Raw genomic sequence first — 12,063 nt, forward strand, 5'->3', positions numbered from 1 at the left:
TTACCCTTGTTGTTCTGCTAGCTCAGTGGCTAGAGTTTGAATTTTGTTAATTAGAGATTTGAAATCTGATGTCTTTAAGCACGGGTTCAAGATAGTAAATTTCAGCGCGCTTTTACCATCAACGACCGTTTCGCCAAGCACGGCAACGCCACGAGTCAGCGCCTCCAGCCTTAACGTCTGATTCAGTTTGTCTAAATCAAGAGCGCCTTTTGCCGATTGCTCATTGTTCGGTACCGCACGGAACAGCACAGTCGACAGTGACGGCTCAGCAAGTAGCTCAAAATCGTCATGCTTCTGAATCAAATCGGCAACTTGAAGCGTCTGCTCTAAGAGATGGTCGTACATATCGCCCAATTGCTTTGGCCCAACGCTTTGCATCGTCATGAAAACTTTCAGTGCATCGAAACGCTTGGTGGTCGCGATAGACTTGTCGACTAAGTTCGGCAGCTCATCGTGTTCACGGTTTAGGTAATCTGCGTGATGTAGAAGGTACTTAAAGTTCGCTTTGTCTTTGAGCAACACCGCACCACAGCTGATTGTTTGATAGAACAATTTGTGGAAATCGACGCTCACTGAGTCTGCTTTTTCGATGCCTTTTAGACGAGCTTTATGGCTACTTAAAATAAGTGCGCCACCGTATGCACTGTCGACATGGAACCAAAGATCTTGCTGGCTTGCGATGTCTGCAATCGCATCAAGGTCATCGATAGCACCATGATCGGTGGTGCCCGCCGTACCAACCACAGCAAAAGGAATCAGACCTTGTGCTTTCAGTGCTTTCACTTCTGCATCTAACAAGTCAGCTTTGATGGTGCCGTTAGCGTTGGTATCAACACAGCACACAGCCGCTTCGCCTAACCCCATTAATGATGCAGATTTTTGAACCGTGAAGTGCGATTTCTTTGAACATAAGATACGCAGTTTGCTCGCGTACTTTGGCAAACCTAACTTTTGGATTGAGTGACCATCGTGCTTATCGGCAACCCAGTCTCTTGCTAGCAACAAGCCCATCAGGTTACTTTGCGTGCCGCCGCTCGTGAAAACACCATCAGCTTGATCGCCAAGTTGGTATTTCTCACACATCCAATCCACGACTCGTTGTTCAACATAAGTCGCTGCAGATGCTTGGTCCCATGAATCCATTGATTGGTTCAACGCCGCGATAATCGATTCCGCAGCAACAGAAGCCATAAGAGGTGGAGTGTGGAGATGTGCAATACAGTCTGGGTGTTGCACGAAGATGGAGTTTGCAGCGACTAACTCAGCCGTGCTATCCACAACATCAACCAAAGCGTGTTGGTTGTTATCGAGGTCGACAGCATTGATAGCTGCTTCTAACACTTTTGGATCTAAACCCGAATAAGGGGTTTCAACTTGTTCAAAAACCGCTTTCATCGCTTGAGTGGTTTGGTTCATCACGTTAGCAAATTCGTCGCTACCGCCTAAACCTGTCTGGATGAAATGCTTATTCCATTCTTGGTTAGTTTGTTCGCTTGAAGCTGGGTCTTGTTGTAAACCACCACCCGCTGCGATGATCGCTTCTTCCATCACTCGCAATGCAAAGTCGATTTGCTCGAAAGAGATAATCATTGGTGGAAGGAAACGAATAACCGAACCATCACGACCACCCTTTTCGACCATCAAGCCGCGCTCTAACGCCGCTCGTTGAATCGCTAGGGTCAGTTCACCGTCTGATTGCGGCTCACCAAATTTGTTAAGCTCACCATTTGGTTGCTTGATCTCAGCGCCAAGCATCAAGCCTTTACCACGAACTTCAGCAATACAACTCACACGAGATTGAATCTTCTCGAGTCCATGACGTAAATATTGGCCCGCAATGTTTGCGTGCTCAACTAAGCCATCTCGCTCGATGATTTCCAACGCCTTAGCGCCAGACACCATTGCCAATTGATTACCACGGAATGTGCCTGTGTGTTCACCCGCTTTCCAAGTATCAATGCTCTTATCGAATACAAGCAGCGACATAGGCAGTCCGCCACCAATAGCTTTAGACAAGCACAAGATATCAGGATTAACGCCTGACTCTTCAAACGCAAAGCGATGACCAGTTTTACCTACACCACACTGAATTTCATCAAAGATCAGTAGAATGCCGTGTTCATCACAGATGCGACGCAAGCCTTTTAGCCAAGATGCAGGAGCTGGAATCACACCGCCCTCACCTTGTACAGGCTCAACGATCATCGCAGCCGGTTTCATGATGCCGGATTCGTCGTCATTCAACATACGTTCGATATAACGAATGCTCGCGTTAGCACCCGCTTCACCACCAATGCCAAACGGGCAGCGAAGGTTGTATGGGAAAGGCATGAAATGTACGTCAGACATTAAGCCGCTACGACGTTCTTTAGTGCCAAGGTTACCCATCATGCCCATGGTGCCGTTCGTCATGCCATGGTAAGCACCACGGAAAGCGAACATGGTGTTGCGACCTGTGGTTTGCTTCGCGAGCTTGATCGCGGCTTCCACAGCATCAGCGCCAGACGGACCACAGAATTGAAGAACCGAGTTCGTTGAAAAGTCTTGAGGGAGAAAAGCTTTAACTCGCTTGATAAACGTCTCTTTTGCTTGAGTCGTGATATCAAGAGTCTGGTATGGTAAACCTGAATCGAGTTGGTCTTTAAGTGCTTGGTTGATTTCAGGGTGGTTGTAACCCAAAGAAAGTGTACCGGCACCGGCTAAGCAATCGAGAAAGAGTTGGCCACGAGTATCTTCAACTAAAACACCACATGCTCTTTTAATAGCAATCGGTAGGCGTCTTGGGTATGAACGAACATCCGATTCATGCTGTTCTTGCTCAAGCAAAATAGCGTCGGGTGTTAGGTCGTAAGTTCCCTCTACGATAGGAACCATAGTTGAAAATGAATTTGCGATAGTATTAATATCGACTTCAAAGGCGGTAGTCATAAAAGTCCCCTTGAATGTGTTCATACTCACCTCCATCAGACGCAATTGCACACCGTCCCTCTATTGATTTAGAGAGAATTCAGAGTGAAACATGCGTATTGTCTAGAAATGAGATATAGCTGTACGCTCGCATAAGTCAAATGACAAATACGAAATTAGGCCGTCTTAGGACAGCAAAAATTAGTTAGCGAGAGCTCAAGGTTCAGTAATGCTACTGTTTTGAAGAATTGGACATTTGTGCAGTATCGGACAGCTATGAAGAACTGACCCTTTTGGAAATGCAGAGCTGATTAGCAATGTTGTTATTAGTGTGTTCAATGTTGGGTTTCCCATTAGCATGGCGAATTGCGCCATAAGTATCCCGTCTATCAGCTAAAGGCTAGCTGATACCTACCCTACGTAATGTCCCAATCAGCAAGAATGGTCACTACGCGTATCCCCCAGAAGCAATCACGGCTCTTTTTGAGCATCGCCATTCCGAGATTGCGCGGGAAAGTAACATAAAGTGAAATGAACGATCAATAGTTTTTAATAATCGCTGGATAAATAGCAGCGGTGACTGACATATTGCTGAAAATATCGTCAAATTGATCTTTAAGTAAGGAGATCCCCGGTTCGCTCGTTCCTTGCGCCCGAGGATAACGAAGCAGGTATACAGGCTGTGTTAGTGATAGCTTTGAGGTCATGGCGTCTTTCCGTCATTCTATAGCACGAGGAACGAGTTCATAGGGAATCTCGCTTTTAAAAGCTAAGTAATCTAAACGAAATTGATAGCGACATTTTGAGATAGAAAAGGAAATTTGGCTGTGTGTTCAAACAGAAAGAGGAATAACGCATAGAAATCAGAACAGCAGAAACCAAAAAGCCCGAACATTTCTGTTCGGGCTTTTTAATTTGGAGCGATACATCGGGTTCGAACCGATGACCTCAACCTTGGCAAGGTTGCGCTCTACCAACTGAGCTAGTATCGCATTTGCTACATCCGTTAAGACGTAGACTTTAATAGATGGTGCCCCGGGCCGGACTTGAACCGGCACAGCGCGAACGCCGAGGGATTTTAAATCCCTTGTGTCTACCAATTCCACCACCAGGGCACGCAATTCTTTATTGCGATGCCGATTACTGAAAAGTAAAACACCATCTTAATGTCGAAGCCAATCAACATTACAAATTTTGGAGCGATACATCGGGTTCGAACCGATGACCTCAACCTTGGCAAGGTTGCGCTCTACCAACTGAGCTAGTATCGCATTTTCATTACTCTTCAAAAGAAAGAGATAATGGAGGCGCCTCCCGGAGTCGAACCGAGGTCCACGGATTTGCAATCCGCTGCATAGCCACTCTGCCAAGGCGCCTTAGTAACTCCAATCGAATCGCTTATTGCCATCCTCTTGGGTACGGGATGCATTCTACGGATTCGAGCGTTTGAGTCAATATTATTTTTGTATTTTTAATTCGTTTGAATAGATTTCATACGAAACAGGCTAAATAGCTGACTTTGTGTGCAAAGCACTTTGTGAACAGGCCATTCAAAGGAGATCTATATCACATTAGATATCCACTATTGATAACTTAACCTTAGGTTAAAGATCAAAAAAGCGAGCCTCAGCTCGCTTCTTCATCAATGGTGTTTTTCGTCTAACAAATCATCTTTGGCGGCCATTAAGTATTGCGCCATTGACCAGTAAGTAAGAACGGTTGCAACATAGAGTGCAATGTAACCTACCCATACCATCCAGTCGTCGTATCTCCAGATAAGTACCCAAAGAGCGAACATCTGAGAAACGGTTTTGACTTTACCGACCCAAGATACCGCAACGCTTGCACGTTTACCGATTTCAGCCATCCATTCGCGAAGCGCTGAAATGATAATCTCACGAGCAATCATGGTCACCGCTGGAATAGTTATCCAAATCGAATGGTAATACTCAGTCATCAAGATAAGAGCGGTAGCAACCAGCACTTTATCCGCTACAGGGTCAATAAAGGCACCAAAGCGAGACGTTTGTCCGAGTTTACGAGCCAGCATGCCATCTAGCCAGTCAGTAAAACCCGCTACCCAAAACACCATTGCAGCAGCAAAAGGAGCCCATTCATAAGGTAGGTAAAAAACAACAACGAATACTGGGATTAAAAATAGTCTCAGTAAGGACAAAATGTTAGGTATATTCAAACGCATATTATTAGGCTCTTATCAATTGCGCTTTAATGGTGCGGGATTTTTACTATTGTTTCAATGCTTGATAAATGTTTTCTGCCAAAGAATGACTAATGCCCGGCACTTTGGCTATTTCTTCGACAGTTGCACGCTTAAGTTCTTGTAAGCCACCCATATATTTCAACAAAGATTGACGACGTTTCGGTCCTACCCCTTCGATTCCTTCCAACGCACTGGTTCGGCGAGTTTTACCTCGTTTCGCTCTGTGCCCTGCTATCGCGTGATTATGGCTTTCATCACGAATGTGCTGGATAAGGTGCAACGCTGGTGCATCGCTTGGTAAGTTAAATTCCTCACCTTCAAGAGTCACTAAGGTTTCTAAACCCGGCTTACGGGTCACACCTTTCGCGATACCCATCATTCTTGGTCGAAATGGCCAATCACCCCAATATTGAGAAACAATCTCATGAGCGCGATTCAGTTGCCCCTTACCACCATCGATAAATATGATATCAGGGATCTTATCGACATCGAGTTGTTTGGAATACCGTTTCTCAAGGGCCTGAGCCATCGCCGCGTAATCATCACCTCCAGTAATACCAGTGATGTTGTCACGACGGTATTCCGGCTTAACAGGGCCTTCCTGATTGAACACCACACAAGACGCTATCGTACTTTCACCCATGGTATGACTGATATCAAAACATTCCATGCGTTTAATCGCATCCATCGACAACACTTCTTGAAGCTCTTTGAAGCGCTGATTGATGGTCATCTTATGATTAATCTTGGTGGTAATGGCCGTCAGTGCGTTGGTATTCGACAACTTAAGGTAACGACCACGAGTACCAGAAGGATTGGTATTAAAGTGAATCTTACGACCTGCAACTTCACATAACGCTTCTTGAATCGGTGTGACATCTTCCATCAAATCGGCATTAAGAATTAAACGTGTTGGGATGGTTCTTGCTTCATTGTGCGCCAAATAATATTGACTTAAAAAGCTCGAAAAGACCTCTTCTCGCACCGTATTGTTAGGAATTTTAGGGAAATGACTTCGACTACCCAAAACTTTGCCTTGGCGGATCATCAAGATATGGATACAAGCTACTCCATTCTCTTGGGCAAATCCGAGCACGTCCATATCTTCCATAGAATCGTCAGATACGTACTGCTGTTCTTGTACACGTCGAATCGCTTGAATTTGATCGCGGAAAGCAGCGGCTTGCTCAAAACGAAGCTCTCGGCTTGCCTTGTCCATCTTGTCGATAAGCGTCTCAAGGACGAGCTTGTCTTTCCCTTGCAGGAACAAACGAACATAATCGATAAGCTCGCTGTACTCTTCATCAGAGATAATGGAGCTAACACAAGGCGCAGCACAACGACCAATCTGGTACATCAAGCACGGGCGTGTTCTGTTCGCATAAACCGTGTCTTCACACTGGCGAGCAGGAAAAATCTTTTGTATTAGGTGTAGCGTCTCACGCACAGCGCCAGAATCGGGATAAGGACCAAAGTATTCACCCTTTTTCTTCTTAGCACCACGATGCATCGACAAACGAGGATGCTTGTGACCACTAATGAAAATATAAGGGTACGACTTATCATCACGCAGAAGTACGTTGTATTTCGGTAGGTACTGCTTGATGTAGTTGTGCTCAAGAATAAGAGCTTCTGTTTCCGTATGCGTTACAGTGACATCGATTTTGTCGATATTGCTGACTAAAGCGCGTGTTTTTTCACTGTCGACTTTTTTACGGAAATAACTGGAAAGGCGTTTTTTGAGGTTCTTAGCTTTACCGACGTAGATAACAACAGCCTCGGCGTTATACATACGATAAACGCCGGGCTGTTCTGTTACTGTCTTAAGGAATGAGACTGAGTCAAACAAGTTGGTCACTATAAGATCTCAGAGTTAAAGGGTCTCAGTATCTAACATTCCATGTCTAATCGCTAAATGCGTAAGCTCTACATCACCGCTGATGTCTAGTTTACTGAACAGTCGGTAGCGGTAGCTGTTAACTGTTTTAGGACTTAGATTGAGTTGTTCTGAAATATCCGTCACTTTCTGACCTTTGGTAATCATCATCATGATTTGAAGCTCACGTTCAGATAGATCGGCGAATGGATTTTCAGACGCAGGCGAGAATTGGCTTAAAGCCATCTGCTGCGCAATTTCTGGTGAAATGTATCGTTGGCCACTATTAACCACTCGAATTGCATTTACCATCTCGTCCGGACCTGCACCTTTAGTAAGGTAACCTGCAGCTCCAGCTTGCATCACTTTAGTTGGAAACGGATTTTCCGTATGCACCGTTAAAACGATGATTTTAATATCAGGGTTGAAACGCAGGATTTTCTTGGTTGCTTCTAAGCCACCAATACCAGGCATATTCATATCCATCAAAATAACGTCAGTATTATTAGTACGACACCATTTTGCAGCATCTTCACCGCTTTCAGCTTCCCCTGCTACGTTCATTCCACGGACGTCTTCAATAATACGTCGTATCCCTGTGCGAACCAGCTCGTGATCATCTACAAGGAAAACATTTATCAAATCTTGTATCTCCACACTATTAATTGGCTCTGCAACCACCGTAAAGCTTCATCTGTTTGAAACAATTGAACAAAGAAACAGTGGGTCGCAGCATTGTGTATATCTTAACTCAATTACTAAATTAAATCTCTGTTGAATATGTGTCGAAACACTAACTTTAGCAAGTACTTATTTATAAATAAGCCAACTAAAACAACAAGCTTTAGGTAAAAATCAACTAGTTAAAACAACACCCAATAAAATTACACAAGATAAAGACATTTTCAATACCATTGAATCTTGATTCATTACAATTTCACTTTTTTGCTTATTAAGTCCCGTTATTCTTCTCCAATTCGCAAAATATAGAGACTATTTTCGTTTGCTGTTGTGCGTGATGAGGCGCTAGATGGTAGTATTCCGCTCTCCATTTCAATAGGTTACTACATTGGATATTCAGCAAGGCTTTGTACTCACAAGACAAGCGCGAGACTTTTCAGGGCGCACACAAATCGACTTGTGGTTAAGCACCCCTAAAGGCCCAACGCTACTGACTATTCAAAACGAAAAGCCTGTCTTTTTTGTTGCTCAATCCGATATCGAAACGTGCCAATCTATTGCCGATAAAGAAGCCATAGATTGTCAGTTTAAGCCCTTAGAGCTGGCGACATTTGACCAAACCCCTTTAGCCGCTTGTTACACCTCATTGTCGAGAAGCAGCTTCGGGTTAGCTCAGGCCTTTAACGGTGAAGAGATCCAAACCTTTGAAAGTGATATTCGACTGGCCGATCGTTTCTTAATGGAACGCTTTATCAAGGGCAGTATCGAATTCACAGGCGCTATCACTCAAAAAAAACAACACCTCAGAGTTTCGAACGCAAAATGTCGAGCTGGCGATTACTTGCCAAACTTGTCTGTGGTTTCGCTTGATATTGAGTGTTCAGAAAAAGGTGTGCTTTATTCCATCGGCCTAGACAGTCCAATGGATAGCCGAGTGATCATGGTCGGCGAACCACAACAAGCAGACACCAATATCCAATGGGTTGCCAATGAGAAAGCTCTGCTTGAAGCCATGATTGCTTGGTTCTCCGAGTTTGACCCCGACATCATCATCGGTTGGAACGTCATTGATTTCGACTTTAGGCTGCTGCATAAGCGTTCAGAATGGAACGAAGTAAAACTCAGTATTGGTCGCGACAATCAACCGAGCTTCTTTCGCAGCTCCGCACAAAATCAACAGGGCTTCATTACCATTCCTGGCCGAGTGGTCTTAGATGGTATCGATATGCTTAAAACAGCAACCTACCATTTCCGATCATGGTCTCTTGAGTCCGTGTCACAAGAGTTGCTGGGCGAAGGCAAAGACATTCATAATGTTCATGACCGTATGGATGAAATCAATCGAATGTTTAAGTTCGATAAACCTTCATTGGCCAAATACAACCTTCAAGACTGCGTGCTAGTAAACCGTATATTTGAACACACTCACCTACTCGATTTTGCTATTGAACGCTCTCGCTTAACTGGTGTTGAACTTGATCGCGTTGGCGGCTCTGTTGCCGCCTTTACCAATTTATATATGCCTCAAATACACCGCGCAGGTTACGTCGCGCCTAACTTAGAGCCCGAAAATTGGATCGCTAGCCCCGGTGGCTATGTAATGGATTCAATTCCTAACCTTTATGACTCTGTGTTGGTTCTCGACTTTAAGAGTCTGTACCCATCGATCATTCGTTCATTCTTGATTGACCCAATGGGGCTGATTGAAGGGCTAAAATTAGAATTAGGCTCTGAAGAAGACCAAGCAGTGGCTGGGTTTCGTGGCGGTCAATTCCACCGCTCTAAGCACTTTCTACCAGAGATGATCGAAAACCTCTGGGCAGCCCGTGATGTCGCGAAGAAAAATAACGAGAAAGCATTTTCTCAGGCGATTAAGATCATCATGAATTCTTTCTATGGGGTACTTGGTTCTTCTGGTTGTCGCTTCTTTGATACACGCTTGGCATCCTCTATCACCATGCGCGGGCATGAGATCATGAAGCAGACCAAGGTTTTGATCGAAGACAAAGGCTATCAAGTGATCTACGGGGACACCGATTCAACCTTCGTGTCTCTCAATGGTAGTTTTGAGCAAGAGCAAGCGGACGAGATTGGCCACTCTCTCGTGGCTTATATCAACGACTGGTGGACAAATCATCTGAAAGAGGTCTATAACCTCACCTCAATACTTGAATTGGAATACGAGACCCATTACCGCAAGTTTCTAATGCCGACTATTCGAGGCTCTGAGACAGGATCAAAGAAACGTTATGCAGGTTTAATCAATCAAGGTGACCAAGAGAAGATCATTTTCAAAGGCCTTGAAAGTGCACGAACCGATTGGACGCCTCTCGCACAACAGTTCCAACAAACCTTATATGAGATGGTCTTTCATGACCAAGATCCAAGTGATTATGTTAGACAGTTTGTCGATGAAACATCCGCGGGCAAACACGATGATTTACTGGTTTACCAAAAGCGCTTGCGCCGTAAGTTGCATGAATACCAAAAGAACATTCCACCGCAGGTTCGCGCAGCAAGATTGGCCGACGAGATCAATGCCCAGCTTGGTCGCCCGCTTCAATACCAAAACAAAGGGCGTATTGAATATTTGATTACGCTGAGTGGCCCTGAGCCCAAGGAGTATTTGAAGAGTGGCATCGATTATCAACATTACATTGATAAACAGATTAAACCGGTCGCAGAAGCGATTCTGCCATTTATAGGGTTAGATTTTGAAAGAGTTAGCGGGCAACAGTTAGGCCTGTTCTAGATTTAATTCTCTTTTCGAGGCGACCTTTAATCGATATATCGATTAAAGGTCGAACCAGGCATCAAAACGAAAAAAGCAGAGAAGTGCTGTGTTACTCAGCCCGCTCTGCTTTTTAGTATTCATCGGATAGGTTACGAATCTCTATCCGATACGAAACTCTGTTTTCTGGTACTGCTTAACCAGCCATTCACCAAAGCCATCAAGAATCCCTATCACCGAACGTTTTGGGATCGCTCGTCCAGACAGCAGAATCCCCAATCTTTGAATCTCGACTTCTTTCTCTGGATGGTATCTTAAGAACTGTTGACCGCACTCCATAGGCGTATCGAACCAATTCTTATCTCGGTACATGATCAAAGAGTAACTGGCTCGCAGAAGCTTCTTGGCAATAATCACCTGCGCGGCGACTTGCTGCTCTGGCGTTGTTGATCGGGCAATCTTGTTACGATAAACCGCTAACCAGTTTTCCGCATCCATATTCCAGTGCTTAGCAATTTCCCAACTCGTTTCGAAATCACCATAGCAGTCTGATAAGTCTTCACCATGTACACACACGGCTAAATGCTTGAGCATGAAGCCCCAAGTAAAGATGTTGTCGAAATCAACGATCTCGCTTACCAAGGTGGTTTTGATTGCCACTTGAGTGACCTGAGGGAAGCTCTTTTGGAAGCGCCATTTGATGGTATTCAGCAGCGTGGTTCGTTGATCTGGGAAAGAACGATGGGTAACCACAACCACATCTAGATTCGAGCGACCGACAACGGCTTGCTTACGTGCCACACTGCCATAAACATAGACACTGTGCAGATTAGAACCTAACCCACCTTTTAGAAAGGTAATCAGATCGTTAACCACAGGTTGAAATTCAGGTTGAAATGGCTGTATTGGGTCAATAACAGGTAGCTGCATAGGTCGTTTCGGTAAATAAAATAATGATTTAACTGTCTCTCTATGATCGCTTAGGTGACTTTATGATTCAAGCTATTCCTATTTATAGCGTCTACGAGATATAATCACCGGATAGACCCAATAAGGACAAACACAAAATGCCTAGAGCAAGTGAGATTAAAAAAGGTTTTGCGATCAATGTTGATGGCAAAACAGTACTAGTTAAAGATATCGAAGTAACAACACCAGGTGGCCGTGGCGGTCAAAAGATCTACCGCTTCCGTGGTCACGATGTAGCAACTGGCGTTAAAACAGAAGTTCGTCACAAGGCTGACGAAATCGTTGAAACTATCGACGTAACTAAGCGTGCAGTAATGTTCTCTTACGTTGATGGCAACGAATACATCTTCATGGATAACGAAGATTACACACAGTTCATCTTCAACGGTGAAATGATCGAAGACGAGCTGCTGTTCATCAACGAAGATACGCAAGGTATGTACGCGATTCTTATCGACGGTACTGCGGCGACTCTTGAGTTACCAACTTCAGTTGAGCTAGTGATCGAAGAAACAGACCCTTCAATCAAAGGTGCATCTGCTTCAGCTCGTACTAAGCCAGCTCGTCTGTCTACTGGTCTTACTGTTCAAGTTCCTGAGTACATTGCAACTGGCGACAAAGTTGTTGTGAACACAGCTGAACGTAAATACATGAACCGCGCAAGCTAAGATACTGATT

Annotated in this window: 7 protein-coding genes and 4 tRNA genes; 2 read left to right on the forward strand and 9 right to left on the reverse strand. The window is 44.5% G+C overall.

Going from position 1 to position 12,063, the window contains the following annotated elements; all coding sequences use genetic code 11:
- The 8 genes from QUF19_RS10600 to uvrY all read right to left on the reverse strand — a co-directional run bounded on the left by QUF19_RS10600 (position 1) and on the right by uvrY (position 7,646).
- On the reverse strand, positions 1–2,952 hold the full coding sequence (locus tag QUF19_RS10600) for a pyridoxal phosphate-dependent class III aminotransferase (RefSeq protein WP_286293038.1): 2,952 nt from the start codon (positions 2,950–2,952) through the stop codon (positions 1–3).
- A gap of 871 nt (positions 2,953–3,823) precedes the next feature.
- Positions 3,824–3,899: transfer RNA gene (locus tag QUF19_RS10605), tRNA-Gly, on the reverse strand.
- Between the two features lie 36 nt (positions 3,900–3,935).
- Positions 3,936–4,022: transfer RNA gene (locus QUF19_RS10610), tRNA-Leu, on the reverse strand.
- Between the two features lie 80 nt (positions 4,023–4,102).
- Positions 4,103–4,178: transfer RNA gene (locus tag QUF19_RS10615), tRNA-Gly, on the reverse strand.
- Between the two features lie 31 nt (positions 4,179–4,209).
- Positions 4,210–4,283: transfer RNA gene (locus tag QUF19_RS10620), tRNA-Cys, on the reverse strand.
- 266 nt (positions 4,284–4,549) lie between these two features.
- Entirely contained in the window at positions 4,550–5,107 is a 558-nt protein-coding gene (gene pgsA, locus QUF19_RS10625) for a CDP-diacylglycerol--glycerol-3-phosphate 3-phosphatidyltransferase (protein WP_286293041.1), read from the reverse strand.
- A 46-nt stretch (positions 5,108–5,153) separates the two neighbouring features.
- Positions 5,154–6,986 (reverse strand): excinuclease ABC subunit UvrC, encoded by a 1,833-nt coding sequence (gene uvrC / locus QUF19_RS10630; RefSeq protein ID WP_286293043.1) that lies wholly within the window; start codon positions 6,984–6,986, stop codon positions 5,154–5,156.
- Between the two features lie 15 nt (positions 6,987–7,001).
- Positions 7,002–7,646: a UvrY/SirA/GacA family response regulator transcription factor gene (uvrY, locus tag QUF19_RS10635; protein WP_026084475.1), complete on the reverse strand. Its 645-nt coding sequence runs from the start codon at positions 7,644–7,646 to the stop codon at positions 7,002–7,004.
- A gap of 427 nt (positions 7,647–8,073) precedes the next feature.
- Here uvrY and QUF19_RS10640 point away from each other — a divergent pair, with 427 nt between their 5' ends.
- Positions 8,074–10,437 (forward strand): DNA polymerase II, encoded by a 2,364-nt coding sequence (locus tag QUF19_RS10640; protein ID WP_286293052.1) that lies wholly within the window; start codon positions 8,074–8,076, stop codon positions 10,435–10,437.
- Positions 10,438–10,578: 141 nt separating this feature from the next.
- Here the strand turns inward: QUF19_RS10640 and QUF19_RS10645 are convergent, their stop codons facing one another.
- A complete protein-coding gene (locus tag QUF19_RS10645) occupies positions 10,579–11,346 on the reverse strand; it encodes a nucleotidyltransferase family protein (RefSeq protein ID WP_286293055.1) in 768 nt (255 codons plus the stop codon).
- A gap of 137 nt (positions 11,347–11,483) precedes the next feature.
- Between QUF19_RS10645 and efpL the strand changes: the two genes are divergently transcribed.
- Positions 11,484–12,053, forward strand: coding sequence for an elongation factor P-like protein EfpL (efpL, locus tag QUF19_RS10650; RefSeq protein WP_009848748.1), 570 nt, complete (start codon positions 11,484–11,486; stop codon positions 12,051–12,053).
- Positions 12,054–12,063: the final 10 nt, after the last annotated feature.

The sequence above is a fragment of the Vibrio sp. FE10 genome, from assembly GCF_030297155.1.
Taxonomy (GTDB): Bacteria; Pseudomonadota; Gammaproteobacteria; order Enterobacterales; family Vibrionaceae; genus Vibrio; species Vibrio apostichopi.

Excerpts from the sequence above, each read along its gene's own strand:
- efpL (WP_009848748.1), top strand. The coding sequence starts at position 11,484 with ATGCCTAGAGCAAGTGAGATTAAAAAAGGTTTTGCGATCAATGTTGAT.
- QUF19_RS10645 (WP_286293055.1), bottom strand. The coding sequence starts at position 11,346 with ATGCAGCTACCTGTTATTGACCCAATACAGCCATTTCAACCTGAATTT.
- pgsA (WP_286293041.1), bottom strand. The coding sequence starts at position 5,107 with ATGCGTTTGAATATACCTAACATTTTGTCCTTACTGAGACTATTTTTA.
- QUF19_RS10600 (WP_286293038.1), bottom strand. The coding sequence starts at position 2,952 with ATGAACACATTCAAGGGGACTTTTATGACTACCGCCTTTGAAGTCGAT.